This is a genomic window from Streptomyces griseocarneus (genome assembly GCF_014655595.1).
In the GTDB taxonomy this organism is placed as follows: Bacteria; Actinomycetota; Actinomycetes; order Streptomycetales; family Streptomycetaceae; genus Streptomyces; species Streptomyces griseocarneus.
The window spans coordinates 336,743-362,848 of sequence record NZ_BNBL01000004.1 but is presented as its reverse complement, the minus strand read 5'-3'; the positions used below and the strand labels follow the sequence as shown (position 1 = coordinate 362,848).

Here is a 26,106-nt window from a genome sequence, read left to right as displayed (position 1 = left end):
TTGGTTGCAAGACTGTTCCACGCAGGGGGCCTCCACCGTCATGACCACCACCACGCACCCGGACGACCGGGCCGCCCGGTCCTCCGTACGCCCCGAGCCGGCCCCCGGCCCCCGAACAGGCCTTCTGCTCGGCGTCATCGCCCTGTGCACGGGCGTCACCGCCGCCAACATCTACCTCGCCACCCCGCTCCTCGGCCTGATCGCCCAGGACCTCGGCGCCTCGACCTCCGCCGCCGGCTGGATCGCCTCCATATCCCAGCTCGGCTACGCGATAGGCCTGCTGTTCTTCGCCCCGCTCGGCGACACCGCCAACCGCCGCCGCCTCGTCGCCGTCCTGACCGGCGTCGCCGGCGCGGCCCTGGTCGCCGGCGCGCTCGCCCCCGGGCTCCCCGCCCTGGCCGCCGCCGTGCTCGTCGCCTGCGCCGCGACGGTCGTACCCCAGCTGCTCGTGCCCCTCGTGTCCGAGCGCGCCCCCGCCGACCGGCGCGGGCGGCACGTGGCCGCGGTGGTGGCCGGCCTGTTCACGGGCATCGTCGCCGCCCGCGTCCTCGGCGGACTCGCCGGCCAGGCCTACGGCTGGCGCGCGGTGTTCACCGGCGCGGCCGTACTGACCGTGGCCGTCGGCCTGCTGACCGCCCTCGTCCTTCCGGCCGAGACCCGCCCGCGCGGCACCGCCGCCAACCCCTTCAGGACCATCGCCGGCCTGCCCGGCCTGCTCGCCTCCGCGGCCCCGCTCCGTGCCGCCTGCCTGCGCCAGGGCGGCATCTTCGGCGCCTGGAGCGCCCTGTGGACCACGCTCACCCTGCTGCTGACCAGCACCACCGGCGCCTACCACCTCTCCCCCGGCACGGCAGGCCTCTTCGGCCTCTTCGGCCTCGTCTCCACCGCCGTCGCCCCCGTCTCCGGCAGCCTCATCGACCGCTTCGGCGCCACCCGCGTCGTCAGCACCGGCTTCGCCCTGACGGCCGCGTCCCTCCCCTTCTTCTGGCTCGGCGCCCACCACCTGTGGGCCCTGTGCGTCGCCGCCGCCCTCATCCACGCGGGCCTCATGGCGGGCCAGGTCGCCAACCAGACCCGCGCCCTGGCCGCCACCCCGAAGCCGGCCGCCGCCAACACCGCCTACGTCGTCTGCGGCTTCATCGGCGGCGCCACCGCGTCGGCCATTGCGGGCCCGGCCTTCGACCACTGGGGCTGGACCGGCGTCTGCGTCATCGCCGCGCTGTGGCTCGCGGTGGGCTGGGCCGGCGGCCTGCTGGCCGCGGGGCGCGGCCGGTCCGCGTAGGAGCGCCCTGGGTCCCGTACGCGCCTCAGGCGGCCAGCCCCAGCACCAGCGAGCCGACCACCGGCGCCGCGTACACCATCGGGAACGGGACGTGCGCGTACGACCGCGCCCGGATCACGGTGACCACGGCCCCGGCGAAGTACAGCACCAGGCCGATCCCCGCCATGACCCCGATGACCGGCACGAACAGCCCGGCCAGCAGCCCCAGCGCCCCCGCCGCCTTTGCCGCACCCAGCCCCACCCACCACGAGCGGGGGACGCTGTAGTCGGTCAGCGACTGCACGACCCACTTGGCACCGGAGAGGACCGCGTAACCGGAGTAGCCCGCCATGGCAGCGGCCAGGATGGTGACGACGATGTAGGCGGTGGACATTGGTGCTCCTCATCAAGCGGATGCCGGGAGGAGCTTGCGCGCGCCGCTCCGGCCGTGTCGTGTGCGGTTGGTCCGTCGCTCTATCGACCCGGCGCGGCGCGAGGATGTGACAGGACGGCCGAAAGTTTTTTTCGGCCGTGCCTGTGCCCGCCGGGGGCGGGCGGGGTGGTGGGGTGTCAGGCCCGTCGCAGGTGAGCCAGCAGCGCCCGAAAGCGGGGCGGGGTGGTGGTGAGTACGGTGCCGGGGGCGGTGCTCTCGCGGAGGGCGACGCCGTCGACCCGGTTCGCTATCTCCACGCAGTTGTTTCCTCCTCCCGAGTAGGAGGACTTCTGCCAGATGATCTCGGATCTCATGATGGGAGCTCTCACAGTTCCCGCGCGATGTTGTGGATGACCTGCTGGGACTCTGTCGGCCCGAGCGCCACCTGATGCGCGAAGTCGAGGAGCGCCTGGTATCTGTCCAGCTCTGCACCCGCGTCCAAATAGAGCCCGCCCCAAGGCGTATCGAGCTGGACGGTGTCGAGCTGCGGGACGACACCGCCTGCATACAACACGGTTTGAGTGACGTCAACGAAGTCGTCGTTCACGAAGGGGATGACGCGCAGGGTCACATGCAGCCATGTGCACGCCTCAAGGAGGTGCGCAAGTTGCTCGCGCGCCACGTCCCGGCCGCCGACCCGCATGCGCAAGGCCGCCTCGTGGATCACCACTTCAACCTGGGGCGGCACCTCGCGCTCGAAGATCGCACGGCGTCTGAGCCGGTGCTCCACGCGGTTCTCCACCTCGGCGACCGGAAGCCTTGGAATGACGCTGCCGAACATCGCCCGCGCATAGCCCTCGGTCTGGAACACGCCGGGAACCGTCACTGGCTGCAGATAGCGGATGTACGCCGCATGGTGCTCCAACTCGGCGACGTCCAAGAAGCTGGGAGGAAGGACACCGCGATACTCGTCCCACCACCCCTTCCCTCGGTGCTCGCGCGAGATCGCGCACAGCGCCTCGATCAACGCCTCGTCGTGGCACGAGTAGAACGTCGCCAGCCGTCTGATCCGCTCCTCGCCGACGCCGACGCGCCCAGCCTCGATATGGCTGATCTTCGCCTGGTCGATCGCCAGTAGACCGGCGGCCTCGCGGGCCGTCTTGCCCGCGCGTTCCCGCAACTTGCGCAACTCCGTTCCCAAGCACACCTGCCGGGCACTCGGGTTGTCCCTCGGCGGCATGTCACCTTCCCCTGTCGCGCGGTGGATTCCGCGTCACCGTCCCATGGTTCCACCCGTTAGAGCCAGTTTCCGGCGACAAGCTTGCTCCGGGGCAGGATTGACCCCTACGGTCCTGCTAGTACCGCGCAGCGCGTGCCGGGAAGACCCGAAGTGCAGCCATCCGAACGCCTGTTGGGGCATACGGGAACGGCCGAGCCACGGACGGCAGTGACCGCGCGGACGGTAGAAGCTGCCCGCGTTGGGAGACGCCGCCATGACATCGGCCATGCTCAGCACCCCCCGCCACCACACCACCGCCAGCTATCACCTGTCCGCGCCGGCGGACGTCACCACACCCAGACTCGCTCGCCAGTTCGTCACCGGCGCGCTGCAGGCGACCCGGCACGCCACCCTCATCGACAACGCGTGCGTCTGCGTGTCCGACGTCGTGACCAACGTCGTTCAGCACGCCCGCGTCACCGATCTGTCCGTCGAACTCACGGCCTACGCCGACCGCGTCGTCATCGGCGTTCGCGACGCGGACCCCACCAGGCGGCCCGCCCGCCGTCGCGCCCGCCCCGACGACGAACGCGGGCGCGGACTCGCCCTCGTCCAGACGCTCGCCGACAGTTGCGGCATGGCGCTGGTCTGGGACCGCCTGACCGTCACCGGCAAGCTCTTCTGGTTCGAGCTCCGCGACTCATGACGCCGTCGGCCAGTCCCAGCCCAGCTGCAGGAACAGGCCCAGCCGGTCGGACACGCCACGGATCTCGCTGATCCGGCCGGCCTCCTGGGCCACGGTGAAGACGAAGACGGCCTCGTTCTCGAAACGACGACCGGTCGGCACCGGCATCCGGGGGTGGGCGCCGGAGCTGATGCCGGTCTGGGTGATGCGGGCGACGACCTTGTCGCCCTCGGCGATCAGTTCGTCGACGCGGGCGCGGTACGGGCTCAGTGCCGTCAGCTGCTGTTCGATGGCTGCGAAGGCGGCACCCGGCTCGTCGGGCTCGCCGTGAATGATCTTGTTGTGGTCGATGACGTCCTGCGCGAGGTAGTCGCCCAGGTCGGCCGTGCGGCCCTCGTTGAGGGCGGTGAAGAAGCCGCTGACCAGCTGCTTGTTGCGGTCGATGCTCATGCTCGGGACCTTTCTTACGCCGTAAGGGCGCGACAGGCGGTACTCTGTCCTTACGGTGTAAGAAAGTCAAGAACGTACGGGAGAAGCCGATGAACGCGACCGCCAAGCGGGCCGGACTCACCCGGGAGAAGGTGTTGGGGGCGGCCTTGGAGCTGGTCGACCGCGACGGCATCGAGAAGCTCTCCATGCGCAGGCTCGGCGCGGAGCTGGGCGTCGAGGCCATGACGCTGTATCACTACGTGCCCCACAAGGCGGCCCTGCTGGACGGCCTCGTCGAACAGGTGGTCTCTGCCGTCCGGCCGGACTTCGACGGATCGGCCGACGAATGGCCCGCCCGGCTGCGGGAGTTCGCCGTCGCGTTCCGGGACGAGCTGCTGCGTCACCCGGGGGTCATTCCGCTGGTGGCCACGCGCCCCGCGCGTTCGGCCACCGCCCTGCTGGCGGTGGAGGACGCCGCCGCCGCGCTGGGCGAGGCGGGGATCGGCCCGGTCCAGGCGCTGCGGATCGTCAACGCGGTGTCCACGCTGGTGATCGGCCACTGCCTGGCCGAGGCCGCCACCACGCCCGGTCATCCCGAGCAGCCGGGCGACGACCTCGACCTCACCGCCTTTCCCACCCTGGCCGCGGCCGTCGCGGGCGGGCTCGGCAGCCCCGCCGATCACCAGGCCCGCTTCGACCTCGCCCTCGACGCCCTGCTGACCGGACTCCAGGCCTGAGCCGACCGGGCTCCAGGCCTGAACCGGGACCGCCCCGCCCTCACGCGTTGATCAGATCCCGAGACCGCTCAGGTCGAGGCACGCGAGGCGCTCGGGGTCGGTGAGGATGTCGAGGGCGGTGATGCGGTCGCCCTGGATGGTGAACGCCATGACGGACATCGGGCGCCCCTCCGCGAACGCGACGAAGCCGGGGGTGCCGTTGACCAGCACCGGATGGCCGGCCTCGGCGAACCGGGCGAACATGATTGCCTGGGACGCCACCTCGGCCGCACCGCGGCGCAGCGCGCTGGGGAGCAGGGTGCCGCCGTCGGAGCGGGCCACGATGTCCGGGTCGAGGACGGCGACCAGGGCGTCGAAGTCCCCGCCGCGCGAGGCGGACAGGAAGGCGTCGACGACCTGGCGGCTGCGGCTCAGGTCGGTGTCGGGGGCGGGTGCCGCTCCCTGGACCCGGCGGCGGGCGCGGCTGGCGAGCTGCCGGGTGGAGGCGGGGGTGCGGCCGAGGACGGTGGCGATCTCGTCGAAGGGCACGGCGAACATGTCGTGCAGGACGAAGGCGAGCCGTTCGGCGGGGGCGAGGGTCTGCAGGACGACCATGAGGGCGACGCCGACCGAGTCGGCCAGGAGGATCTCCTGCTCGGGGTCGAGCCGGTCGGGGGCGCTGATGACCGGATCGGGGAGGCGGACCTGCCCGTTCTGGTCGTGGAGGGGCTCCTCGCCGCGCGTGGAGCGGGAGCGCAGCATGTCGAGGCAGACCCGGCCGACCACGGTGGTCAGCCAGCCGCCCAGGTTCTCCACCGCGTCCGCGTCGGATCGGCTCAGCCTGAACCACGCCTCCTGCACGGCGTCCTCGGCCTCGCTGAGCGAGCCCAGCATCCGGTAGGCCACCGCCCGCAGGTGGGGGCGGTGCTCCTCGAAGCGCTGTGCCAGAAAATCTTTTTCGCTCACCTGTCACATCCTCGCGTCCTGATCCGTCAGTGGAGTGTCGGCCCCACCGAGCGGGCGGCGCGAACGGCGCCGGCCGCACAACGGACGGAGAATATGATCATGGAAGCTCGCATGAAGAACCCCGCGATGATTCTGCCCGACGCGATGAAGGGCATCCAGAACCTTTACAAGGCGATGCACCAGGGCGACGTGCCGCAGCAGATCATGGAGCTGGTCCACCTGCGCGCCAGCCAGATCAACGGCTGCAGCGCCTGTGTGTTCGCGGGGGTGGCCGGCGCCAAGAAGGCCGGTGAGACCGACGAGCGGCTCCACGCGGTGGCCGCCTGGCGCGAGGCCCCCTTCTTCACCGACGCCGAGCGGGCGGCCCTGGCGCTGACCGAGGCCGCCACCCGGATCGCCGACCGCTCGGGCAAGGCGGTGCCGGACGACATCTGGGACGAGGCCGCCGACCACTTCGACGAGAAGCAGCTGGCCGCCATCATCCTGATGATCGCGACGACCAACTTCTTCAACCGCATCAACACCACCATCGAGGAGCCGGCGGGCACCACCTGGGGCTGAAGGGCCCGGTTCCCCTCAAGCCCCTTACCGTCCCCTGGCCGCTATGCCGCGTGGCCGCCGTCCACGGCGATCTCGGCGCCGGTGACGTAGCGCGCCTCGTCGCTCGCGAGGTAGGCGACCATCGAGGCGACCTCCTCGGGCGTGCCGAACCGGCCGAGGGCGGTCATCGCGCTCTGGCCTGCCGCGTACGGGCCGTCGGCCGGGTTCATGTCGGTATCCACCGGGCCCGGGTGGACGATGTTGGCGGTGATCCCGCGTTCGCCCAGCTCCCGCGCGAGCGCCTTGGTCAGCCCCGTCAGCGCGGCCTTGCTCATCGCGTAGAGCGTGCCGCCGGGGCCGGGCACCCGCTGGGTCATGCAGGAGCCGATGGTGATGATCCGTCCGCCGTACGTCATCAGCGGGGCCGCCGCCTGGGTGGCCAGGTAGCCGCCGCGTACGTTGACGGCGAGGACCCTGTCGACGTCGGCCGGGGCGATCTGCTCGAGCGGGCCGAGCACGCCGACGCCCGCGTTGTTGACCAGGACGTCCAACCGGCCGAAGGCCTCCGCTGCCCGCCGCACCGCGTCGGCCGGGGCGGTCGCGTCCCCGGCGTCGGCGTGGATCGCCAGACCGCGCCGCCCCTCCCCCTCTATCTTGCGGACCACGGCCTCCGCCGCCGCCCTGTCGGACACGTACGTGATCGCCACATCCGCGCCCGCCGCCGCCAGCCGCAGCGCGATCGCCGCGCCCATGCCGCGGCTGCCGCCGGTCACCAGAGCCACCTTGCCGTCCATGTGCCCTCCTCGCATCGCCGGATCCCCGGGTTCCCGGATCCATGGGTTCCGAATTCCCTGAACTTCGTTGCTTGTTCAATGAAACTCGGGCGGGCAGGTGGCGCGCTGGCGGGAATCAGACCTCGCATTCGGGCGGCAGGTCGGGGTGAGGGACAGGGAACAGCGCACAGGGCGGGCTAGGGCTTGGCCATCGGCCCCACCGTCAGCGTCGGGGTGTAGTAACCCGGCGGCTCGGCCTCGCCCACCGGCCGGCCCTCCGCCTCCACCCACGCATGGGCCCGGAACGGGGACGTACGGATGCCCGTGCACCACGTCGGCCACGAACCCCCCATGCGGCACAACAGCACCACCGCCAGCGACCGTTGGAGGCACGCGCGCCCCGCGCACCGCGTGCTGACGTACACCACGGCGTCGCGGGCGGCGCCCGCCTGCGCGGCCGTGGCCGGCGCGGCGCCCCGGCGGAGCGCGCGCAGCACGGCACGGATGCGGCACGGCGGCATCAGGGCCAGCAACCGGGCCGCCGCCACGGCCAGATGGGCTCCCGTGCGGGTGCGGGCGGGCAGGGGCTCCCAGAGAGCGAGCGGCGTGGTCATCGCTCCGCCAGCCGGGTCGTCCGCAGGGTGTCGACCAGCGATGCCACGTCCGCCTCCGCCCGCGCCGCGGGGATGCCGTACCGCTCGCACAGGGCCCGCGCCGCCCCCTGCGGGCCGCCGCCGTCCAGCAGCGCGCGCAGGATCAGGGCTCCCGTGGGGTTCAACTGGTAGTACCTGCCGCGGCGCTGGTCGAAGAGGACCGTCGCGTGCTCGGTCTCGGTCGCCGTCACATGCCGGCGCAGCGCGAACGCGGTCATGGGGTCGCTCCTTCGCGCGGCCGGCCGGCGGCCAGGGTGCGCAGCCAGGCCTCGCAGGCCAGGGTCGGCTCCAGGGCGAGCAGCGGGCCGACCGTGGCGGGTGTGGTGCGCAGGGCGGCGCGGACGGCGGCGTCGTCCACCAGCCCCATCCGGCCCAGCTCCGAGCCGTCGAACAGCTCGAGCAGCGCCCTGCGGTGGCGGCGCATGCCGTCCATGACGTCCTCGCCGTAGTGGCCCCGGGGCGCGCGGCCCAGGACGTCGTCCGGGGCGAGGTCCCGTACGGCCGCGGCGAGGAGCGGCTTGCGGCGGCCGTGGGGCGCGGCGCGTTCGCAGGGGCGTACGGCCAGGGCGGCCTCGATCACCCGGTCGTCCAGGAAGGGGGCGGCCAGGTCAACGCCGTGGGCGGCCATCTGCCGCGTGGCGTAGCCGGTGGCGGCGCCGGCCCGGCGGATGGCGTCGAGGGCGCTGTGGGCGCCGCGGTCCGGGGCGAGCGGTTCGTAGGAGGCGTCGGTGATCATCTCGTGCACGGCGTCGACGGCGTCGGGCGTGGCCCAGCGCGGCATCCGCAGCTCCGCCGTCCATCCCAGCTGGGGGTGACAGGGGCGCGGCGGGGGCGCGGTCAGGCGCAGCGCGCTGTGGGTGAGCCAGGCCGGGAAGCCCCGGGAGTCGGCGAGGGCCCGCCAGGTGGCGCCCAGCGGCCAGCGGGTGAGCGCTCTTCGGCCCCGGATCCGCCGGAGGGCGGCCAGGGGGCGGGAGCGGGCGAGGGTGTGGAGGTAGGGGGCGGGGGGTGCGAACAGCTCGTCCCCGCCGTGGGCGCACAGATACAGCCGTGCGCCCCGGGACGCGACCTCGCGCGCGGTGTGCTCGAGGCGGGCGCCCGCCCGGACCCGGTGCGGGGGCTCGGCGGGCAGGACGCCGGCGCCGCGGTCCAGCCCGGCGTAGAGGGCGGGGGCGTGGGCGTACTCGAGGACCACGTGCTCCGTACGGGGCAGGCGGGCGGCGATCCGGCGCGTCCACGGGGCGTCGTCGCCGCCGGGGTCGAGGCGCGCGGTGCGCACCGTGATCAGGCGGTGGTCGCCGGAGGCGGCGAGGTGGGCCAGGACGGCGGACTCCATGCTGCCGGGCAGGGCAACGCCGATCGCGGGCGCGCCGCTGCCGCCGTCGCCCTCCCCGAGGGCGCGCAGGCGCGTGCGTACCGCGTCGGTGAGGGCGTCGCGCACCGCCGGCGCGCCGTCCTCGAGGCCGAGCTCCGGGGCGGGCGGGGTCCACCAGCGGACCGTGCGCGCGGTGCCGTCGGGCTCGATCGTCAGATAGCTGCCGGGGGGCACGGCGGCCACGCCGCACCACGGCGTGCGCTCCCTGAGGGGGTGGGGCACGGAGGGGGTCAACAGGCGCAGGCCCACGAGGCGTTCGTCGACGGCCGAGCCCGTCGCGGAGGAGAGGGCGTCGGGCCGGTCGGCGGCGACCGTCACGCCGGCGATCCGGGCGCGGTAGACCGAGCGGACGCCCGCCACGCCGCCCTGCACCCGGACGCGGCCGCCGACGGACGCCATCAGATGCGCGCTGCCGCGCAGGCGCCGGGCCAGGTCGTCGAGTCCGGCGACGCCGCCCGTCAACCGGGCCGCGCAGGCGGCCAGTTCGGCGGTGGTGAGCGGGCAGAAGCCGGCCACCACGACGCGCGCGCGCCCGGCCGTGACGACCTTGACCGCGTCGGCGGGCCAGCGGCCCATCAGCCACGGCCGGCCCGAGGCGTGGTTGATGACCCGGGGGCCGGGGGCCGGCACGGCGGCCGCGGCGGCGCTGCCCGCCGCGCTGTCCGGCAGCGCGACGAACGACACGTCGGGGGAGACGGGGGTCATGGCGGACACCGGGCCGTGACCCTCAGTCGTCCATGCCGAGGAGCGCTTCGGGGCCGGCGTCGCCGCCACCGAGCGTCAGCTCGGCGAACGTGCCGACTTCGATCAGCTCGGGGGGTTCGTAGTCGCCGGGATCCGGGGCGGTGGCGGGGGCGTCGTCGGCTCGCTGCTCCATGGCAATCACTCTACGTAATCGACTGATTACGCGACAACACGAGCCGGGGGCGCGCGGGGTCTCGGCGCGCACTACGGCGAACGTCGCGCGCCCCCCGGCGCACACGCCCCGCAGCACCCGCCAACGCCGCCCGGAATTCGAAAGTGTGGCGGACTCGTTTCGTCCGGGTAGTGACTTACCAGCGGATACCCCAGCACAATCGCCGGGAACTACCCTCGCGCACGCGCGCAGATTGGGAGGCCCCCCGGTGCAGAGCACGATGCAGGACGTCCCGCTGACCGTCACACGGATCCTCGCCCACGGAGCCAAGGTCCACGGCAGCGCGCAGGTCACCACCTGGACGGGCGAAGGCGAGCCGCAGCGCCGCACGTTCGCCGCCGTCGGCGGCCGTGCCACGCAGCTGGCGCACGCCCTGCGCGCGCTCGGCGTCGCCGAGGGGGAGCCCGTCGCCACGCTCATGTGGAACAACGGCGACCACCTCGAGGCCTACCTCGCGGTCCCGTCCATGGGCGCCGTGCTCCACACCCTCAACCTCCGCCTCCCTCCCGAGCAGCTCGCCTGGATCGTGCGGCACGCCGCCGACCGCGTCGTCATCGTCAGCGGCTCCCTGCTGCCGCTGCTCGCGCCGCTGCTGCCGCACCTGGACTGCGTCGAGCACGTGATCGTCTCCGGGGCCGGCGACACCTCCGTCCTCGACGGCCTCCACCCCCAGGTGCACGACTACGAGCAGCTCATCGCCGGCCACCCCGCCGACCACTACACCTGGCCGGCGATCGACGAACGGCAGGCCGCCGCCCTCTGCTACACCTCCGGCACCACCGGCGACCCCAAGGGCGTGGTCTACAGCCACCGTTCGATCTATCTGCACGCGATGGAGGTCTGCAACCCGGCCTCCTTCGGCCTGACCCCGGCCGAGACCTGCCTGCCCGTCGTGCCGATGTTCCACGTCAACGCCTGGGGCCTGCCGCACGCCGCGTTCATGGCGGGCACCTCGCTGCTGATGCCCGACCGGTTCCTGCAGCCCGCGCCGCTGGCCGAGATGATCGAGTCGGAGCGTCCGACCGTGACGGCCGGCGTACCCACCATCTGGCAGGGCCTGCTGGCCGAACTCGACGCCAGGCCGCGCGACGTGACCTCCCTGCGGACCGTCGTCAGCGGCGGCTCGGCCTGCCCGCCCGCGCTGATGAAGGCCTTCGAGGAGCGGCACGGCCTGAACGTCGTCCAGGCCTGGGGCATGACCGAGACCTCCCCGCTCGGCTCCGTGGCCTTCCCGCCGGCCGGACTGAGCCCGGAGGAGGCGTGGCCGTACCGCGTCACGCAAGGACGCATGCCCGCGTCGGTGGAGGCGCGGCTGATCGGCCCCGGCGGCGAGATCCTGCCCTGGGACGGGACGTCGGCCGGTGAGCTGGAGGTCCGCGGCCCCTGGATCGCCGGCGCGTACCACGGCGGCGCGGGCAGCGAGCCGGAGCGCCCGGAGGACAAGTTCAGCCCCGACGGCTGGCTGCGCACGGGCGACGTCGGCACGATCACCCCCGACGGCTTCCTGACGCTCACCGACCGCGCCAAGGACGTCATCAAGTCGGGCGGCGAATGGATCTCCTCGGTCGAGCTGGAGAACCACCTCATGGCCCACCCGGAGGTCGCCGAGGCCGCCGTGGTGGCCGTCCCCGACGACAAGTGGGGCGAGCGCCCCCTGGCGGCGGTCGTCCTGCGCGACGGCTCGTCCCTCGACTACGAGACCCTGCGCGCCTTCCTCGGCGAACGCGTCGCCCGCTGGCAGCTCCCGGAGCGCTGGACGCTGATCCCGTCGGTGCCGAAGACGTCGGTCGGCAAGTTCGACAAGAAGGTGCTGCGCAGGCAGTACGCCGACGGCGAGCTCGTCGTCACCATCCTGGGCTGAGCCTTCTGGGCCCGGATTCTGGGCTGAGCATCCCGGGCCTGGCCGGCGCGGGCGGGCGCGGGGCCCGCGGGTGCCCTGGGGGCGCCCTTGGCCCTACGCCGCGGCCGCCAGGTCCGGGTCCTCCCGGAGCTTGCCGAGGGCGCGGGAGACGGCGCTCTTGACCGTGCCGACCGAGACGCCGAGCAGCTCGGCGGTCTGGACCTCGGTGAAGTCCTCGTAATACCTGAGGACGACCATGGCCCGCTGGCGGGCGGGGAGCCTGTGGACCGCGCGCCACATCGCGTCGCGCAGGGCCTGCGCCTCGGCGGGGTCGGTGGCGGGGCCGCTCTCGCGCTCGGGGAGCTCCTCGCAGGGGAACTCGTCGACGCGGCGCTTGCGCCACTGGGAGGTGCGGGTGTTGACGAGGGCACGGCGGACGTAGCCGTCCAGCGCGCGGTGGTCCTCGATGCGGTCCCAGGCCAGGTAGGTCTTGGTGAGGGCCGTCTGCAGCAGATCCTCGGCGTCGCACGGGTTCGAGGTCAGGGAGCGGGCGGTGCGCTGCAGCGCCTGGCCGCGGACCCGTACGTACGTGGAGAACGACGGGTACACGGCGGCGGTGGATGCGCTGGTGCACACAGACGTCGTGGTTGCTGTCATGCCTCCACGCTAGGAGCGCGCGCCCGCCCCGCGGATCGGCCGGAGGTGCCGAAGAACCGTACCCCTCAGGTCGTACCCCGGGGGACTGCCCCACCTCCCGCAGGGGGAGGGCGGCGTCAGTCCCGGATGACCGCCACCGGGGCGTCGACGAGGTTGCGGTCGATGGTGAGCTTCCGCCCACCGTGCGTCTCGGTCACGTTGCCCGCGTACTGGTGGATGCGGCGGTGCGGACCCCAGGACCCGGCGGAGAGCACCTGCTCGCGATCGGTGGAGGCCGGCACCCGCCAGCGCGCGAACCACAGGATCTCCGGCAGGTCCCGCTCGCCGGCCCGCCGGGCGATCTCCATGTGGCGCACGCCGGAGGCGGCGCTGCTGTAGAAGCCGGGGATGTAGCCGTTGCGCTTGACCGTGGAGCTCCAGCCCTGGATGAAGGCCAGGGTGACGTCGGCGCACTCCTCGTCGCCGTAGTCGTACGCCTCCATGTCGTAGTAGAGCGGGCTGCCGGCGGCGATGCCCAGGTCGGCGGCGGTACGGACCGCCTCGCGGCCCTCGTCGGTGCCCTGCCCCCAGGGATCGTCGCCGATGGGGAAGCCCTGCTTGGAGGAGGCGCCGACGCACGGCGACTGGGAGCCGACGAAGACCGGCAGCACCCGCCAGCCCAGGTCGCGCGCGCCGGTCAGCCAGCGGTGGCTGAGGTAGCGCTGGCGGGGGCAGGCGCGGGCGCGGCCCCCGTAGTAGACGCCCACGGCTCCGTAGGTGGTGGCCGCCCCCCAGGCGCTGAGCGTGGTCAGCGGCGGGGCCTGACAGGTGTCGAAGCCCCGGCCCCGGTAGACGCTGGGCCCGGCGGCCTCGGCGGCCGGGACGGGTGCGGCGGGGGCGGGCAGTGCGAGGACGACCACCTGGGCCAGCGCCGCCAATAGGGCGACGAGATATCCGATGATCTTCTTCCGTGGGTCCATACGGAGGAGTCAAGGTGCCGGGACACCACCGCTATGCGATGACACGCCCTGGTTTCATCCGTCTGCGCCGAGAATGAGCCCCGAGGTGGGAACGCCCGTACCCGCGGTGACGAGCACGCGCGCGGCCCCCGGCACCTGGTTCACCGAGGTGCCGCGCACCTGCCGGACGGCCTCGGCGATGCCGTTCATGCCGTGCAGATAGGCCTCCCCCAGCTGCCCGCCGTGGGTGTTGAGCGGCAGCGCGCCGGAGGCGACGAAGGCCCCGCCCTCGCCGGGGGCGCAGAAGCCGAACTCCTCCAACTGCATGAGCACGTACGGCGTGAAGTGGTCGTAGAGGATGCCCACGTCGATGTCGGCCGGGCGCAGGCCGCTGTCCGCCCACAGCCGCCGGGCGACGACGGCGGTCTCGGGCAGGCCGGTCAGCGCGTCGCGGTAGAAGCCGGTCATCTGCTCCTGACCGCGGCCCGCCCCCTGCGCGGCGGCGGTGATCACGGCGGGCGGGTGGCGCAGCGTACGGGCGCGCTCGGTGCTGGTGACCACGAGGGCCTGGCCGCCGTCGGTCTCCTGGCAGCAGTCGAGCAGCCGCAGCGGCTCGGCGATCCAGCGGGAGGCGGCGTGGTCGGCGAGGGTGATGGGCCGGCGGTGGAAGTACGCGGCCGGGTTGGCCGCGGCGTGGCGGCGGGCGGTGACGGCGACGTGGCCGAAGACGACGGGCTCCAGGCCGTACGCGTGGAGGTAGCGGCGGGCGGCCATGGCCACCCAGGAGGCGGGGGTGAGCAGGCCGAACGGCATGACCCAGCCGAGCCCGACCCCCTCGGCGGTGGGTTCGCGCCGCGCCACCCCGGCGCCGAAGCGGCGGCCGGAACGCTCGTTGAAGGCGCGGTAGCAGACGACGACCTCGGCGACGCCGGCCGCGACGGCAAGGGCCGCCTGCAGGACGGTGGCGCAGGCGGCGCCGCCGCCGTAGTGGACGCGCGAGAAGAAGGACAGTTCGCCGATGCCGGCGGCCTGGGCGACGGTGATCTCGGGGCTGGTGTCCATGGTGAAGGTGACCATGCCGTCGACGTCGCCGGGCCCGAGCCCGGCGTCGGCGAGGGCCGCCCGTACGGCCTCGGCGGCCAGGGAGAGTTCGCTGCGGCCGGAGTCCTTGGTGAACGCGGTCGCGCCGATGCCGGCGACGGCCGCCCTGCCGCCGAGGGTGCCGGTCATGAAACCTCCCGGGCGGGGCGCGTTCCGGGCAGTGCGACGGTGACCGTTCCCGTGACGTGACGGCCGAGGCTGTTGGTGCCCACGACGGCGACTTCGGCGAGGCGGGCGGCGCCTTCGGCGAGGCGTTCGTCCGCACATATGGAGTTAATGCTTCCGGTCAAAAGCAGGGTGTCCCCGGGGTAGTTGGGCACGCCGAGCCGGATGGACACCTTACGGAGGACGGCGCCCGGACCGAGACGATCGGTGATGTAGCGGCCGACGAGGCCGTTGGTGGTGAGGATGTTCATGAAGATGTCCGGGGCGCCCTTGGCCCGTGCGGCCTCGGCGTCGTGGTGCACGTCCTGGTAGTCACGCGACGCGATGGCCCCCGCGACGATCAGGGTGCGGGTGACGGGCACCGTGAGGGACGGGAGCACGTCGCCGGGCTCGGGGGCGGGCGTCATGCGGCCTCCTCTCCGGCGGGCCGGAAGAGCGGCAGCACAAGGTCGTCGTCCACCCGTACAAACTCCAGCACCACCGGCATCCCCACCCTCACCCGTTCCGGTTCCACCCCGACGACGTTGCTGATCATCCGTACGCCCTCGGCGAGTTCGATCAGCCCGACCGCGTACGGGGGATCGAAGGCCGGGAACGGCGGGTGGTGCATGACGACGTACGAGAAGACCGTCCCGGCGCCCGAGGCATCGACGGCCGTCCACTCGGGCGATCCGCAGTCGCCGCACCCCGGCAGCCAGGGAAAACGCGGCCTTCCGCAGGCGTCGCAGCGCTGCAGGAGCAGCTTGCGGGCGGCGATGCCGTCCCAGAAGCCGGCGTTGTCGCGGTTGATCACGGGGCGCGGGCGGGCGGGGCGGTCCCCGGCCCGCCCGGCGGGCGCGTACTTCAGGAAGCGGAAGAGATGCGTTCCCGCGAGCTCGCCGTTCGCCCGGATCTCCGTGCGCGTGGTGACGAAGTGGCCCGCGCCCAGCCGGGTGGTCTTGCGGGGCGACACCGAGGCGATGACCGAGTCGAACGTGATCACGTCGCCGGGCCGCAGCGGCCGCAGGTACTCCTGCTCGCAGTCGGTGGCGATGACGGCGGTGCAGCCCGCGGCGTCGAGCAGGGCCATCAGTTCGCGGTACGGACCGGTCCGGCCCGCCGCCTCCCCGCCCGGCCCGCCGAGGCCGGGGAGGGTCCAGGCCTGGAGCATGGTGGGCGGGGCGACGGGGCCGGGGCCGGCGTAGGCGGGGTCGGTGTCGCCCATGGCCTCGCACCAGTGCCTGATCATCGGGACGTTGACGGGGTCCGGGCCCCGGCCCGAGACGGCGGCGGGGCGGCCCTCGTACGTCTTCAGGAGGTCGTGGAGATCGTCCCTCACATATCTGACTCTCCGTCAGGTCGCTGTGTCTGTCAACGGTGTCGGGGCGCGAACGCCGAGCGGCGGCGCCCGAAGGCGCCGCCGCTCGGTCCGTACAGACCCAGTCCACATCTCACCACGTCACCTGTGGGCCACCCCGGGAACGGGGAGCCGCACAGGGCCCCGGCTCACCAGACCTGAGTGAAGGTGATCCGGATGTTGTCCTGCCGGATCGCCGTATGGCCGGAGCCGTTGACGCTGGCCGTATTCGCCTGGTTCGTAGCGTTCCTGCCGGTGGCCTGCTGCAGCGTGGTGGTGCTGTTGCCGTGGTTCTTACCCGTGATGCCGCTGCCGACGATGCCGGCGGCGGCCGCGTTCGAGCCGCGGTTGGCCAGCTGGCCGCCGTCATCGGCCGTGGCGACGCCGGAGAAGAGCATGGCCGCCATCGGAAGGGCCACGAGGGCGGCGAAAACGCGGGCGGCAGTGCGGGTGCTTGCCATGTCGAATCCTCCAGTGGGAACTACCGGTTTCTGCCAGGGGGTTGGCCGACCGCCCCGGCGCTTCTTTCGACGTCGCGCCTCCAGACTTGCCCACCGAATCTCCACCGAACCCCCAGCCTGTCCCCATTCCCTCGCAAGCATGACGTCACGGACTTAAACCACTACCTCACAGAAACACCGTGTATCGACCGTAACGGTGCTCTCTCGACACCCTCCGGCCCCCTGTGCCCCACAAGGCGAACCGTTTCGGCAGATCTGTGCACCCCCGGCGGCGGCCCGGCACTTCCCGGCGCCGGCACGGCTGCCGCTCGCCGGAAAAGGGGGACGTCCTTGCTTGACGGCCCGATCCACCGCCCGGTCCCGCCCGGCCCGTCGCCGGCGGGTTCCGCGACGGCGCGATCGGGCCGCCGGTCCGCCATGGGCGCCCCATACGGCACTGCTGTCACGGAGTTCACCGGATGTCACGCGTGATCTGTCCGGTCACCGACGCCCCTCGCACCACTGGCGTCCGCTGGACCACTGGTGTCTGCCAGACCACTGGTGTCCATCGCGCCATCGGTGCCCATCGCATCACCAGCATTCACCGGCGTCCGCCGGACCACTTGCGTCCACCGGACCACCTGGACGCGCTCAACCGCTCAACTGCCCCGGAAATCACAGGAAGGTACCCGATGAACCTCATACTTCAGGCCCTCCCCGTCGCCGCCCCCACCATCGGCTGGGCCGTGCACGCCCTCTTCCTGACGCGCCGGCTGCGCAGCGCCCGTACCGACCGGCTGACGGGCCTGATGCGACGCGAGGAGTTCACCGCCCGCGCGCTGCGGGCCATGCGGCACCCGCACACGGCCGTCCTGCTGCTGGACCTCAACGGCTTCAAGCAGATCAACGACACGCACGGGCACGAGGCCGGCGACCAGGTCATCGCGGCCGTCGGCCGGCGCCTGGGGGCCTGGAGCCGGGAGCGCGGCGGGTTCGCCGCGCGGCTGGGCGGCGACGAGTTCACCGCCCTCGTCCGCCTCGCCCCGGACGCCGACGCGGACGCCGAGATGACCCACCTGTCGTCCCGGCTGTCGCAGCCCCTCGACACGGGCCGGGTCACCCTGGCGCCCCGGGCCTCCATCGGCCTGTGTCACACCAGTTACCGCCCGGGCGCCGGGCTGTCGGACCTGCTGCGCGGCGCGGACGAGGCCATGTACGCGGCGAAGCGGTGCGGCGACCACTGGCGGCCCGCCGGAGCCGCCGGTGCGCGCCACACCGCTCATGGCCGCCGCGCCGGCCGGCCGGGTCCGCATCTGACCCTGCTCACGCCGGTGTGGCGGAAGGCGTCGTAAAAGGCGCCGTGAAACGCGTCGCGAAACGCGACGTGAGCGGCGCGGCGCGATGGGCGTCGTGAGCGGCCGGTCCGGCCGTCGGGGTCCGGCTGTCGGCCGGCCCCGGCAGCCGGACCCCTACGGTCCGGTCACCGGCCCGTGGATGACGCCCGGTCGTCGCCGCGACTCTCAGTGGGGAGATTAGGTGCTGATGCGGTCATGCCAGGCCGTTCGCCTGTTTCCGGAATGCGCCTGATGCGCGTTCGGTGCGGTCCGGTGAAGTACGTGACAGGAGTGGAACGTTCCGGCACCTTCGTCAAGCCCGCACAGCCGGACGCCGGGGTCCGATATCCGGTCACATGCATCCGACATCCCGGACATCGCATTGACGGCCGGACCGGCGGGCCCGAGTCTGGCGCCCGCATCCACGGAACCTTTCTCTCGAGGAGCAGGAAATGGTCCGTACCGGACGAAACAGAATCCGATTAACTGCCGCCGCGTTCGCCACCACGGCCGCCCTGGCGACAGGCGCCGCCGTCACCCCCGCCACGGCCGCCACGCCCCAAACGCAGACGCAACCCGAGGCACAGGCACAGCTCCAGGCACAGGCACAGTCGCTGCCGTTGGAACGCAACCAGCGCTACGTCGCCCTCGGTGACTCCTACGCCTCGGGCCCCGCCATCCCCCGGCAGACCGACCTCACCTGCCTGCGCTCCAGCGCCAACTACCCCTCCCTCATCCGCAAGGAACTGGGGGTCACGGACTTCCAGGACGTCTCCTGCATGGGCGCCAGGACCGACGACATGTGGCGGCAGCAGCGCGACACGCGCAGGCCCCCGCAGCTCGACGCCGTCCGCGGCGACACCCGCCTCGTCACGATCAGCGTCGGCGGCAACGACATCGACTTCGACGGCATCCTCAAGCGCTGCACCCATCCCTCCAGCCCCATCCCCGACGGCAACCCCTGCCAGCGGCACTTCTCGCAGCGCGGCACCGACGAGCTCGACAAGCGGATCGACGACACCGCCCCCAAGGTCGCCGCCCTCCTGAAGGCCGTCCACAAGAAGGCCCCGCGCGCCCGCGTGGCCGTCGTCGGCTACCCGGCGATCATCGGGGACGACGCGCGGGGCTGCCGCGAGTCCCTGCGGGTCGCCGACGGCGACGTGCCCTACCTGCGCGGCACGCTGCGCCGCCTGAACGCGATGCTGCGCCGGGAGGCCTTCGCCCAGGGCGACCTCTACGTCAACACCAACGCCACGACCGCCGCCCACTCCGCCTGCCGGCCCTTCGCGGACCGCTGGATCGAGGGGATCCGCTCCACCCGGGCCTCGGCCGCCTTCCACCCCAACGCCAAGGGCGAGAAGGCCATGTCCGAGGCCGTGCTCGACGCGCTGGTCTTCGGCCCCAAGCGCTGACCCAAGTGCTGAGGTCCCAAGCGCTGACCCCGAGCGCCGAGGCGTTCCCCGTTCCGGCCGGCACCCGGGCTTCCCGGCACCCCGGCCCCCGGGGAACACCTCGACTCACCCCCATTGCGGTCAATCACGGCATATCCGGCATGCCGCCTGCAGGTGACGGTCCCCGCCCGACCGCCCGGACACCGGTATCGGTGGGCGTGTGATCAGACGTAACCGGTGGCATCGCGCCACCCTCGCCGCCACGGCGGCCCTGTGCCTGTGGAGCACCGCCGCGGCCCCCGCCGTCCCCGCCGGCAACCTCACCGGAAGGCCCGCCACTCAGACCCTCCGCCGGGACCTGCCGGAGCCGCCCCCGGCGTCCGTCGCCCGCGAAGAGCTGGCGGAGCTGGTCGTCGAGGCGCCACACTCGATGGATGGCTACAGCCGCGCGAAGTTCCCGCACTGGATCAAACAGATGGGCAGCTGCGACACCCGTGAGGTGGTCCTCTCGCGCGACGGCAAGGACGTGAGGACCGACAGCGAGTGCCGGGCCGTTTCCGGCACATGGACCAGCGCCTACGACGGCAAGGTGCTGAACGCCGCGAGCCAGGTGGACATCGACCACATGGTCCCCCTGGCCAACGCCTGGCGCTCGGGCGCCGACGGCTGGGACACCGACAAGCGCAAGGGGTTCGCCAACGACCTGACGAACTCCCAGCTGATCGCCGTGTCCGCCTCCTCCAACCGCAGCAAGGGCGACCAGGGCCCGGACCAGTGGCAGCCGCCGCTGGCCTCGTACTGGTGCACGTACGCCCGGGCCTGGACCCATGTGAAGCACCTCTACCGGCTCCACGTCACCCAGCCCGAACAGACCACCCTCGTCAACATGCTGGACACCTGCGACCAATGACCGCCGAACGGTACGTGGACGAGGTCACCGCCGGCCCGGGCGGCGCCATGACCGACGAGGTCGGCGTCATCACCGGCGACCTCACCATCGCCACCTCCGCCGCCCCCGGCGAGCCCCGGGCCCGCGTCGACATCCAGTACACGGGCGCCGAGGAGTGGTACGTCCTGACCGGCAGCCCGGCGCCGGTCCCCCCGGAGGGCCTCGCGGCCCTGCACGCCGAGGTCGTGAGCCGCGTGCGCGCGGGCGGGGCGGCGGAGGCACCGCGCTGAGCAACGCGAAAAGGGTGTCCCTTGTGCAGGGACACCCTTTTCGTTCTGTGCGCCGCCAGGGACTCGAACCCCGGACCCGCTGATTAAGAGTCAGCTGCTCTAACCAACTGAGCTAGCGGCGCGGGAGAAATATTACACGAAGGTGTCAGTAGTCATGTCATGGCCGGGCCCCGACGGAAGCACGGCCGGCAGTGGACGACGGAGCCGACCGCAGCCGCCTCGCCGTTCGAGCCGCCGGGACGGCTTCAACGCGAAAGGGGCACCCCACACCAGGGGCGCCCCTTCTCATTCGGCCGGATGGCCACAAGGCGGAGGCTGAGGGATTTGAACCCTCGGTGACATCGCTGCCACGACGGTTTTCAAGACCGTTCCCTTAGGCCGCTCGGGCAAGCCTCCCCACGTCGTCCACGAGGGATGACGCGGAGACCAGCGTACCCGGTGCCGGGGGCGTGGTCGGCTGGCGGCCGGGGCTAGTGGCCGTAGGGCGGGCCGGGTTGGGTCTTCGGGCGGCCCGGGGGCCGGGGAGGGGACGCGGCGTCAGGGCGGGGCGGTTGGGACGTCAGGGGAGGTTCTGGACGACCCGCTCGGCCGCCTCGCTCTCGGCGGCGGCCGGGGAGAGTTCGCTGAGGGTGTCGAGGTCGGTGTCCTCGGCCAGCTCGGCCTCCCACGCGGCGGCGAGCTTCTCCTGCTCTCCCGCCGGCAGCTGCCGGATCTTCTCCCGGGCGGCCGGGCTCAGGGCGTTCAGAAACCGCGTCACGGTGTCGTCGGTCGGCATGGGCGGGGCCTTCGCTCGTCGTCGGTGGTCCGGCTGGGGTCCGGGCGTCCACCCGTACGTCTTCCAGCCCCGCACCCCCAGGGATCGCCCGGCGGGCCGACGTCACCTGAAAGATGCACGCCGGCCCCCGTTCCGCCGGGCCGTCCCGGCGGCCCGGCGTCAGCTGTTGTCGCCCCGGCGCTCGCCCAGGACGATCTGCGCCGTGGAGGTCTTGCCGTCGCGGACGTAGGTGACCGTGACCTTGTCGCCGGGGCGGTGGGTCCAGATCTCGCTGATCAGCGTCGGGCCGCTGTCGATCTTGGTGTCGTCCAGCTTGGTGATCACGTCGCCGGCCTTGAGGCCGGCCTTGTCGGCCGGGCCGCCCGGGGTGACGGCCTCCGAGCCGCTGCCGTCGATCTTGGCGCCCTGGCCGGTGTCCTTCATGTTCACCGTCGCCTGGATGACCGGGTAGACGGGCGTGCGGTACTTGATCAGCTGCTCGGCGACGTTCTTCGCCTGGTTGACCGGGATCGCGAAGCCGAGGCCGATGCTGCCGGCCTGGCCCTGGCCGCCGCCGAAGCCGCCACCGCCGCCGCCCGCGGACTGGATGGCGGAGTTGATGCCGATGACCGCGCCCTGGGCGTTGAGCAGGGGGCCGCCGGAGTTGCCCGGGTTGATCGACGCGTCCGTCTGCAGGGCGCTCATGTACGAGGCCTTGCCGTTGCCGCCGTCGCTGGAGGCCACCGGCCGCTTCTTGGCGCTGACGATGCCGGTGGTGACGGTCCCGGACAGGCCGAACGGCGCGCCGATGGCGACCGTCGCGTCGCCCACGGCCGTCCGGTCGGAGTCGCCGAGCGGAAGCGGCCTGAGCTTCGCGCCGGAAGGATCCTTCAGCTTGATGACCGCGACGTCGTAGCCCTGCGCACGGCCGACCACCTCGGCGTCGTACTGCTTGCCGTCCGAGAAGGTCACCGCGAGCTTGCCGCTCTCGGCGGCCGAGGCGACGACGTGGTTGTTGGTGAGGATGTGGCCCTGCTTGTCGTAGACGAAGCCGGTGCCCGTGCCGCCCTCGCCGTTGCTGCTCTGCGCCTCGATCGTCACGACGCTCGGCAGCGCCTTGCTCGCGATGTCCGCGACCGAGCCGGGGCTGCGGCTCTCGGTCTTCGGGTCGCCGGAGGAGGAGACCGTGGTCGAGCTCTCCCCGATCCCCTTGTCGGCCGCCCAGTAACCGACGCCGCCGCCGACGCCGCCGGCGATCAGGGCCGCCGCGATGACGGCCGCGACGAGCCCGCCGGAGCGCTTGCGCTTCGGCGGTACGGGCGCACCCCAGGGGGCGGCCGGGCCGCCGTAGGGCGGGGGCGCGTCGGCGCCGCCGTACCAGCCGCCGGGGGCGTGGGCCGGAGCGCCCGCCGGGGCGCCGGGTGCGTCGGCGGCCGCGAACGCGGCGGAGTCCTGGGGGGCGGGCGGGGCCGCGGGGAACTGCGCGGTCTGCGCCGCCTGACCGTACGGATCGGCGGCCGGCGGCAGCGCCTGACCGCCGGTGCTGCCTGCGCTGCCGACGCTGTCGGTGCCCACGGGGCCGCCGGTGCCGTCAGGGGCCCCGGCCGGCGCCGCGCCGGGCTGCTGCGGCTGCGGCGTCGTGACCTCGGAGGCCGCCGGGGCGGGCGGCGTGCGGGGAGGCTCGGCGGGAACGGCCGGAAGCTGCGCCGTGCGATCGGTCGCGGGCGCCTGTGGCATGACGCCCTCGGACGGAGCCGCCTTGTCCTGCCCGGCGTCAGCCGGACGGGCGGCGCCCTCGTTCTCGGTGCTCACAGTCGTCGTCTCCTCAATCAGGTGCACGTCAGGTCGGTCGCGACTTCCGGCCACGCTCGCACATGTCTGCGGCCAGCTTTTCCCATGGCGCGTCAGACCACCGTAAGCGGAGCCTGTGACCTCGGCGGTCCGTCCTTACTACAGGACAAATTGGACCGCCTGCGCGATTGTGCCAGCCGGTGGCACCATAACGCGGTGACCTACGCGTACCCGGCCGGGAACGACCGTCCCGAGCACCGTCCCCTCGACGTCGTCGCCCACCGCGGAGCCTCCGACGACGCCCCTGAGCACACGCTGGCGGCGTACCGCAAAGCGATCGAGGACGGCGCGGACGCGCTGGAGTGCGATGTGCGACTGACCGCCGACGGGCACCTGGTCTGCGTGCACGACCGCCGGGTCAACCGCACCTCCAACGGCCGCGGCGCCGTCTCCACGCTCGAGCTCGCCGACCTCGCGGCGCTCGACTTCGGGTCCTGGAAGGCTCCGGCCGGCGAGCGCGAGGCGCCCGACCGCGACCCCGAGCGCGACAACCGCGAGCGCACCTCGGTCCTCACCCTCGAGCGCCTCCTCGAGCTCGTCGCCGACTCGGGGCGGCGCGTGGAGCTCGCCATCGAGACCAAGCACCCCACCCGCTGGGCGGGCCAGGTCGAGGAGCGGCTGCTGGCCCTGCTGGGCCGCTTCGGCCTCGCCGAGCCGCCGCCGGACGACCCCTCGCCCGTACGGGTGATGAGCTTCTCGGCCCGGTCCCTGCACCGGGTCCGGGCGGCGGCGCCCGCCCTGCCGACCGTCTATCTGATGCAGTTCCTCTCCCTCCGCTACCGCGACGGCCGGCTGCCGGCGGGCGTGGGCATCGCCGGGCCGAGCATCCGGATCGTGCGCAACCACCCCGACTACGTGGCCCGGCTGCACCGGGCCGGCAACCGGGTGCACGTCTGGACGGTCAACGAGCCCGAGGACGTCGAGCTGTGCGCCCGCCTCGGCGTCGACGCGGTCATCACCAACCGGCCGAAGGCCGTCCTGACGCAGCTCGGGCGCCGCTAGCGCCCGTCCGGCGGGGGCCGGAGGGCCGTGGGCCGGGCGGCGCCCATTACATGGAGTGCACCGGCGCGTTCGGTACGTATTCGACCCGCGCGAGTGCCCCACCCGGCGAAGGTTGGCCGGTTTCCGGTCCAGTCCATTGGGGCATTCATCCCCTGACGTGGGGCAAAGGAGGTCTCGGGGGTGGCGTTGGTGGTGGCACAGGAGGTGCCCACGTCGTCGATCATGGCCGTACCCCATGGTCCCGCCGGTGTGGGCGAGGCGAGACACCGGATGCGCAAGGAACTGCGCGCCGGTGGGGTACCGGATTCGGTCATCGACGACGCCGTACTGATCCTTTCGGAGCTGCTCAGCAACGCGTACCGGCACGGGCGCCCGCTGGGCCGGGAGAACGGCGACAGGGGTATGGGGACGGACGGCGCCTTCCGCGCCGCCTGGCGGGTCGACGCCCGCGGCAGGCTCACCGTCGAGGTCACCGACGGCGGCGGTCCCACCCGTCCCTTTCCGGCCACTCCTTCCGTCACCGCGCGCGGCGGCCGCGGGCTGAACATCATCAACGCACTCTCCCAGGACTGGGGCGTACGGGACTCCTGCGGCGAGGTGACCGTGTGGGCGGCGCTCTCCGCGCGCGCGGGTTTCGCTACGCGCGTCGATGTGGATCCGCTCCTCCTCTACTCCGACCTCGACGAGCCGGCATGACGACGCGCGTAGAGACCGCATAGAGACCGCGCAGAAGCCGCATGGAGGCACGCGCGCGGGCGCGTCGCGGCGCCGCGGCGGGGACACGCGCGGCGACACTCCCGCGCATCCCGCCACCGTCTTCCCGACCCGGCCGCCCGGCCACGCGCGCGTGCCCGCTCCCGCCGCGCCTCTGGCGCTAGGCTCGCGCCCGTCAACGAAGTGTTGCCGCCAGGCACACGAGCCGGACGCACCGATCGGGAGACCCCCACACCATGGCCAAGAAGCGCCGCCCCCAGACCCAGGCTGCCGCCAAGCCGCAGGCAGGCGACGCGCCGATCCCCGTCGTCGGCGCCCGCGAGCCCTGCCCCTGTGGCTCGGGCCGGCGTTACAAGGCCTGTCACGGCCGTGAGGCCTCGCACGCCGTGGTCGAGCTGGTGCGGCGCCCCTTCGAGGGGCTGCCCGGCGAGGCCGACTGGGTCGCCCTGCGCGAGCTGGTGCCCGCCGCGACCGTGGAGCTGAAGCTCAAGGGCGGCCTGCCCGAGGGCGTGCCGTCCGTGACGCTCGCGACGGTCCTGCCGATGGCCTGGCCCGCGCTGCGCCGCGACAACGGCTCGGTGCTGCTGGGCCTGCAGAACGACACCCCCACCGGCGACCTCAGCCGCGACCTCGCCGACACCCTGCAGCGCGCTCTGGCCGCCGAGCCCGGCACGCCGGTCACCGCCGGGCGCACCGGTGCCGAGGGCCCGCGCCTGCAGGACCTGCTGGATGCCGAGGGGCCGTTCGAGCCGGTCGTCCACACGGGCTTCGAGTTCTGGGTGGAGAACGCCGAGAACGCCACCGGCGAGGTGGCGGCCTCCCTGGAGCGCGCCAACGCCGCCGCGATCCCGACCGTCCGGCTGCCCGGCCTGGACGCCGCGTACTGGTGCGAGACCCCGGAGAAGAACCACCTGCGCTGGGTCATGACCCACCCCGAGGAGAAGCTGCTGGACGCCCTGGCGCGGCTGCACGCGGCGGGCGGCACCTCGCTGGGCGAGGGCACCCGCCTGGTGGGCTCCTTCCGCGCGCACGGGCTGACCGTGCCGGTGTGGGACCTGCCGAGCGGAATGAGCGCGGCGGACGTGGAGAAGCCCGCCGCGGCGTTCGCCGAACGGCTGGCCGGCGCGCTGGCGGACGAGACCCCGCTGACCGCCGACGAGCGGCGCGCCCGTGCGGGCCTCACGAGCCGTCAGGTCACGCTGAACTGACGGCGATACCGCCCCCGGGGTTGGGCGATACCCGGCCACGTGGGCGCCGATCGCGGATGCCCCGGGCGCCGAATCGATTCCGCCGTGCCGCGTCACGCGGGCGGAGTTATTGATTCCGGCGCCGTCGGCGGGTAAATGGCGAGTCAAACCGCGTGACTCCTGTCACAACTCCCGCTGTCAGACCGGAAATCGGCGTCCGGAAATCCACGATCGAATTTGCGAACCGCCGATCTCTTGTTACGGTTCTAAAAGCCCGGTCGCTGGTGCATCCCCCGTCGCCAGCGACCGGGCGT

General features: G+C 73.0%; 29 protein-coding genes, 2 tRNA genes and 1 pseudogene. 12 read left to right on the top strand and 20 right to left on the bottom strand.

The annotated features are described in order from the left end of the window. Window positions 1–40 precede the first annotated feature (40 nt). Complete coding sequence (locus IE295_RS13170) at window positions 41–1,282, top strand: MFS transporter (RefSeq protein WP_190063780.1); 1,242 nt, start codon at window positions 41–43, stop codon at window positions 1,280–1,282. A gap of 25 nt (window positions 1,283–1,307) precedes the next feature. Here the strand turns inward: IE295_RS13170 and IE295_RS13165 are convergent, their stop codons facing one another. The 3 genes from IE295_RS13165 to IE295_RS13155 form a co-directional block, all read right to left on the bottom strand. Next, complete coding sequence (locus IE295_RS13165) at window positions 1,308–1,655, bottom strand: DoxX family protein (protein ID WP_190063779.1); 348 nt, start codon at window positions 1,653–1,655, stop codon at window positions 1,308–1,310. 176 nt (window positions 1,656–1,831) lie between these two features. After that, window positions 1,832–2,008, bottom strand: a complete 177-nt coding sequence (locus tag IE295_RS13160) for a DUF397 domain-containing protein (RefSeq protein ID WP_190063778.1) — start codon at window positions 2,006–2,008, stop codon at window positions 1,832–1,834. An 11-nt stretch (window positions 2,009–2,019) separates the two neighbouring features. Continuing rightward, on the bottom strand, window positions 2,020–2,874 hold the full coding sequence (locus IE295_RS13155) for a helix-turn-helix domain-containing protein (RefSeq protein ID WP_190063777.1): 855 nt from the start codon (window positions 2,872–2,874) through the stop codon (window positions 2,020–2,022). Between the two features lie 265 nt (window positions 2,875–3,139). Here IE295_RS13155 and IE295_RS13150 point away from each other — a divergent pair, with 265 nt between their 5' ends. After that, window positions 3,140–3,559 carry an ATP-binding protein gene (locus IE295_RS13150; RefSeq protein ID WP_190063776.1) on the top strand — a complete coding sequence of 140 codons (420 nt, stop codon included), beginning with the start codon at window positions 3,140–3,142 and terminating at the stop codon, window positions 3,557–3,559. On the opposite strand, the gene IE295_RS13145 is transcribed toward IE295_RS13150, so the two are convergent. After that, window positions 3,554–3,988 carry an ester cyclase gene (locus IE295_RS13145; RefSeq protein ID WP_190063775.1) on the bottom strand — a complete coding sequence of 145 codons (435 nt, stop codon included), beginning with the start codon at window positions 3,986–3,988 and terminating at the stop codon, window positions 3,554–3,556. The two genes, IE295_RS13150 and IE295_RS13145, sit on opposite strands and share 6 nt — an antisense overlap. An 89-nt stretch (window positions 3,989–4,077) precedes the next feature. Here IE295_RS13145 and IE295_RS13140 point away from each other — a divergent pair, with 89 nt between their 5' ends. Continuing rightward, window positions 4,078–4,704 carry a TetR/AcrR family transcriptional regulator C-terminal domain-containing protein gene (locus IE295_RS13140; RefSeq protein ID WP_190063774.1) on the top strand — a complete coding sequence of 209 codons (627 nt, stop codon included), beginning with the start codon at window positions 4,078–4,080 and terminating at the stop codon, window positions 4,702–4,704. 51 nt (window positions 4,705–4,755) lie between these two features. On the opposite strand, the gene IE295_RS13135 is transcribed toward IE295_RS13140, so the two are convergent. Then, the gene (locus tag IE295_RS13135; protein WP_190063773.1) at window positions 4,756–5,649 is read right to left on the bottom strand and encodes a sigma-70 family RNA polymerase sigma factor; all 894 of its coding nucleotides are present in this window, start codon (window positions 5,647–5,649) and stop codon (window positions 4,756–4,758) included. Between the two features lie 99 nt (window positions 5,650–5,748). On the opposite strand from IE295_RS13135, the gene IE295_RS13130 reads away from it, so the two are divergent. Beyond that, window positions 5,749–6,210, top strand: coding sequence for a carboxymuconolactone decarboxylase family protein (locus tag IE295_RS13130; protein WP_190063772.1), 462 nt, complete (start codon window positions 5,749–5,751; stop codon window positions 6,208–6,210). Between the two features lie 41 nt (window positions 6,211–6,251). Here IE295_RS13130 and IE295_RS13125 read toward each other — a convergent pair whose 3' ends face one another. The 5 genes from IE295_RS13125 to IE295_RS13105 all read right to left on the bottom strand — a co-directional run bounded on the left by IE295_RS13125 (window position 6,252) and on the right by IE295_RS13105 (window position 9,864). Then, window positions 6,252–6,983, bottom strand: a complete 732-nt coding sequence (locus IE295_RS13125) for an SDR family oxidoreductase (protein ID WP_190063771.1) — start codon at window positions 6,981–6,983, stop codon at window positions 6,252–6,254. A 176-nt stretch (window positions 6,984–7,159) separates the two neighbouring features. Then, complete coding sequence (locus IE295_RS13120; protein WP_190063770.1) at window positions 7,160–7,576, bottom strand: lasso peptide biosynthesis B2 protein; 417 nt, start codon at window positions 7,574–7,576, stop codon at window positions 7,160–7,162. Next, on the bottom strand, window positions 7,573–7,833 hold the full coding sequence (locus IE295_RS13115) for a lasso peptide biosynthesis PqqD family chaperone (protein WP_190063769.1): 261 nt from the start codon (window positions 7,831–7,833) through the stop codon (window positions 7,573–7,575). Before IE295_RS13115 ends, IE295_RS13120 begins: the two co-directional genes overlap by 4 nt. Next, complete coding sequence (locus IE295_RS13110) at window positions 7,830–9,692, bottom strand: asparagine synthase-related protein (protein WP_224323000.1); 1,863 nt, start codon at window positions 9,690–9,692, stop codon at window positions 7,830–7,832. The genes IE295_RS13115 and IE295_RS13110 overlap by 4 nt, the downstream gene beginning before the upstream one ends. Before the next feature lie 22 nt (window positions 9,693–9,714). Further along, a complete protein-coding gene (locus IE295_RS13105) occupies window positions 9,715–9,864 on the bottom strand; it encodes a lasso RiPP family leader peptide-containing protein (protein WP_190063767.1) in 150 nt (49 codons plus the stop codon). Between the two features lie 247 nt (window positions 9,865–10,111). Between IE295_RS13105 and IE295_RS13100 the strand changes: the two genes are divergently transcribed. Continuing rightward, window positions 10,112–11,764, top strand: coding sequence for a long-chain fatty acid--CoA ligase (locus tag IE295_RS13100; protein WP_190063766.1), 1,653 nt, complete (start codon window positions 10,112–10,114; stop codon window positions 11,762–11,764). Between the two features lie 93 nt (window positions 11,765–11,857). Here IE295_RS13100 and IE295_RS13095 read toward each other — a convergent pair whose 3' ends face one another. The 6 genes from IE295_RS13095 to IE295_RS13070 form a co-directional block, all read right to left on the bottom strand. Next, the gene (locus IE295_RS13095; RefSeq protein ID WP_190063765.1) at window positions 11,858–12,400 is read right to left on the bottom strand and encodes a SigE family RNA polymerase sigma factor; all 543 of its coding nucleotides are present in this window, start codon (window positions 12,398–12,400) and stop codon (window positions 11,858–11,860) included. 116 nt (window positions 12,401–12,516) lie between these two features. Further along, window positions 12,517–13,359 (bottom strand): DUF1906 domain-containing protein, encoded by an 843-nt coding sequence (locus IE295_RS13090; protein WP_190063764.1) that lies wholly within the window; start codon window positions 13,357–13,359, stop codon window positions 12,517–12,519. A gap of 54 nt (window positions 13,360–13,413) precedes the next feature. After that, window positions 13,414–14,568 (bottom strand): lipid-transfer protein, encoded by a 1,155-nt coding sequence (locus IE295_RS13085; RefSeq protein ID WP_190063763.1) that lies wholly within the window; start codon window positions 14,566–14,568, stop codon window positions 13,414–13,416. Then, complete coding sequence (locus tag IE295_RS13080) at window positions 14,565–15,011, bottom strand: MaoC family dehydratase (RefSeq protein ID WP_190063762.1); 447 nt, start codon at window positions 15,009–15,011, stop codon at window positions 14,565–14,567. Before IE295_RS13080 ends, IE295_RS13085 begins: the two co-directional genes overlap by 4 nt. Further along, the gene (locus IE295_RS13075) at window positions 15,008–15,922 is read right to left on the bottom strand and encodes a bifunctional MaoC family dehydratase N-terminal/OB-fold nucleic acid binding domain-containing protein (RefSeq protein WP_224322999.1); all 915 of its coding nucleotides are present in this window, start codon (window positions 15,920–15,922) and stop codon (window positions 15,008–15,010) included. The genes IE295_RS13080 and IE295_RS13075 overlap by 4 nt, the downstream gene beginning before the upstream one ends. Window positions 15,923–16,089: 167 nt before the next feature. Then, a complete protein-coding gene (locus tag IE295_RS13070) occupies window positions 16,090–16,401 on the bottom strand; it encodes a hypothetical protein (RefSeq protein ID WP_190063761.1) in 312 nt (103 codons plus the stop codon). A 671-nt stretch (window positions 16,402–17,072) separates the two neighbouring features. Here IE295_RS13070 and IE295_RS13065 point away from each other — a divergent pair. The 4 genes from IE295_RS13065 to IE295_RS13050 all read left to right on the top strand — a co-directional run bounded on the left by IE295_RS13065 (window position 17,073) and on the right by IE295_RS13050 (window position 20,284). Then, on the top strand, window positions 17,073–17,732 hold the full coding sequence (locus IE295_RS13065; RefSeq protein ID WP_190063760.1) for a GGDEF domain-containing protein: 660 nt from the start codon (window positions 17,073–17,075) through the stop codon (window positions 17,730–17,732). A 434-nt stretch (window positions 17,733–18,166) separates the two neighbouring features. Next, entirely contained in the window at window positions 18,167–19,126 is a 960-nt protein-coding gene (locus IE295_RS13060; protein ID WP_190063759.1) for an SGNH/GDSL hydrolase family protein, read from the top strand. A 202-nt stretch (window positions 19,127–19,328) separates the two neighbouring features. Beyond that, window positions 19,329–20,015: an HNH endonuclease family protein gene (locus IE295_RS13055; RefSeq protein WP_372478804.1), complete on the top strand. Its 687-nt coding sequence runs from the start codon at window positions 19,329–19,331 to the stop codon at window positions 20,013–20,015. Next, window positions 20,012–20,284, top strand: a complete 273-nt coding sequence (locus tag IE295_RS13050; protein WP_190063758.1) for a hypothetical protein — start codon at window positions 20,012–20,014, stop codon at window positions 20,282–20,284. The genes IE295_RS13055 and IE295_RS13050 overlap by 4 nt, the downstream gene beginning before the upstream one ends. Before the next feature lie 48 nt (window positions 20,285–20,332). Here IE295_RS13050 and IE295_RS13045 read toward each other — a convergent pair. The 4 genes from IE295_RS13045 to IE295_RS13030 form a co-directional block, all read right to left on the bottom strand. Then, window positions 20,333–20,406, bottom strand: a tRNA-Lys gene (locus IE295_RS13045). Window positions 20,407–20,593: 187 nt separating this feature from the next. Further along, window positions 20,594–20,680: transfer RNA gene (locus IE295_RS13040), tRNA-Ser, on the bottom strand. A 163-nt stretch (window positions 20,681–20,843) separates the two neighbouring features. Beyond that, window positions 20,844–21,059, bottom strand: a complete 216-nt coding sequence (locus tag IE295_RS13035) for a hypothetical protein (RefSeq protein WP_190063757.1) — start codon at window positions 21,057–21,059, stop codon at window positions 20,844–20,846. Window positions 21,060–21,218: 159 nt separating this feature from the next. Continuing rightward, window positions 21,219–22,850 (bottom strand): trypsin-like peptidase domain-containing protein, encoded by a 1,632-nt coding sequence (locus tag IE295_RS13030; RefSeq protein WP_224322998.1) that lies wholly within the window; start codon window positions 22,848–22,850, stop codon window positions 21,219–21,221. 195 nt (window positions 22,851–23,045) lie between these two features. Here IE295_RS13030 and IE295_RS13025 point away from each other — a divergent pair, with 195 nt between their 5' ends. The 3 genes and pseudogenes from IE295_RS13025 to IE295_RS13015 all read left to right on the top strand — a co-directional run bounded on the left by IE295_RS13025 (window position 23,046) and on the right by IE295_RS13015 (window position 25,813). Then, the gene (locus IE295_RS13025) at window positions 23,046–23,891 is read left to right on the top strand and encodes a glycerophosphodiester phosphodiesterase (RefSeq protein ID WP_224322997.1); all 846 of its coding nucleotides are present in this window, start codon (window positions 23,046–23,048) and stop codon (window positions 23,889–23,891) included. Window positions 23,892–23,984: 93 nt separating this feature from the next. Then, a pseudogene (locus tag IE295_RS13020) lies at window positions 23,985–24,587 on the top strand (ATP-binding protein). Window positions 24,588–24,841: 254 nt separating this feature from the next. Beyond that, window positions 24,842–25,813, top strand: a complete 972-nt coding sequence (locus IE295_RS13015) for a DUF5926 family protein (RefSeq protein WP_190063755.1) — start codon at window positions 24,842–24,844, stop codon at window positions 25,811–25,813. The last annotated feature ends 293 nt before the right edge of the window (window positions 25,814–26,106 follow it).

Bases quoted from the DNA above. Each gene is read 5' to 3' on its own strand.
- IE295_RS13170 (WP_190063780.1), top strand. From the start codon at position 41: ATGACCACCACCACGCACCCGGACGACCGGGCCGCCCGGTCCTCCGTA.
- IE295_RS13165 (WP_190063779.1), bottom strand. From the start codon at position 1,655: ATGTCCACCGCCTACATCGTCGTCACCATCCTGGCCGCTGCCATGGCG.
- IE295_RS13160 (WP_190063778.1), bottom strand. From the start codon at position 2,008: ATGAGATCCGAGATCATCTGGCAGAAGTCCTCCTACTCGGGAGGAGGA.
- IE295_RS13155 (WP_190063777.1), bottom strand. From the start codon at position 2,874: ATGCCGCCGAGGGACAACCCGAGTGCCCGGCAGGTGTGCTTGGGAACG.
- IE295_RS13150 (WP_190063776.1), top strand. From the start codon at position 3,140: ATGCTCAGCACCCCCCGCCACCACACCACCGCCAGCTATCACCTGTCC.
- IE295_RS13145 (WP_190063775.1), bottom strand. From the start codon at position 3,988: ATGAGCATCGACCGCAACAAGCAGCTGGTCAGCGGCTTCTTCACCGCC.
- IE295_RS13140 (WP_190063774.1), top strand. From the start codon at position 4,078: ATGAACGCGACCGCCAAGCGGGCCGGACTCACCCGGGAGAAGGTGTTG.
- IE295_RS13130 (WP_190063772.1), top strand. From the start codon at position 5,749: ATGGAAGCTCGCATGAAGAACCCCGCGATGATTCTGCCCGACGCGATG.
- IE295_RS13125 (WP_190063771.1), bottom strand. From the start codon at position 6,983: ATGGACGGCAAGGTGGCTCTGGTGACCGGCGGCAGCCGCGGCATGGGC.
- IE295_RS13120 (WP_190063770.1), bottom strand. From the start codon at position 7,576: ATGACCACGCCGCTCGCTCTCTGGGAGCCCCTGCCCGCCCGCACCCGC.
- IE295_RS13115 (WP_190063769.1), bottom strand. From the start codon at position 7,833: ATGACCGCGTTCGCGCTGCGCCGGCATGTGACGGCGACCGAGACCGAG.
- IE295_RS13110 (WP_224323000.1), bottom strand. From the start codon at position 9,692: ATGACCCCCGTCTCCCCCGACGTGTCGTTCGTCGCGCTGCCGGACAGC.
- IE295_RS13105 (WP_190063767.1), bottom strand. From the start codon at position 9,864: ATGGAGCAGCGAGCCGACGACGCCCCCGCCACCGCCCCGGATCCCGGC.
- IE295_RS13095 (WP_190063765.1), bottom strand. From the start codon at position 12,400: ATGACAGCAACCACGACGTCTGTGTGCACCAGCGCATCCACCGCCGCC.
- IE295_RS13090 (WP_190063764.1), bottom strand. From the start codon at position 13,359: ATGGACCCACGGAAGAAGATCATCGGATATCTCGTCGCCCTATTGGCG.
- IE295_RS13085 (WP_190063763.1), bottom strand. From the start codon at position 14,568: ATGACCGGCACCCTCGGCGGCAGGGCGGCCGTCGCCGGCATCGGCGCG.
- IE295_RS13080 (WP_190063762.1), bottom strand. From the start codon at position 15,011: ATGACGCCCGCCCCCGAGCCCGGCGACGTGCTCCCGTCCCTCACGGTG.
- IE295_RS13070 (WP_190063761.1), bottom strand. From the start codon at position 16,401: ATGGCAAGCACCCGCACTGCCGCCCGCGTTTTCGCCGCCCTCGTGGCC.
- IE295_RS13065 (WP_190063760.1), top strand. From the start codon at position 17,073: ATGAACCTCATACTTCAGGCCCTCCCCGTCGCCGCCCCCACCATCGGC.
- IE295_RS13060 (WP_190063759.1), top strand. From the start codon at position 18,167: ATGGTCCGTACCGGACGAAACAGAATCCGATTAACTGCCGCCGCGTTC.
- IE295_RS13050 (WP_190063758.1), top strand. From the start codon at position 20,012: ATGACCGCCGAACGGTACGTGGACGAGGTCACCGCCGGCCCGGGCGGC.
- IE295_RS13035 (WP_190063757.1), bottom strand. From the start codon at position 21,059: ATGCCGACCGACGACACCGTGACGCGGTTTCTGAACGCCCTGAGCCCG.
- IE295_RS13015 (WP_190063755.1), top strand. From the start codon at position 24,842: ATGGCCAAGAAGCGCCGCCCCCAGACCCAGGCTGCCGCCAAGCCGCAG.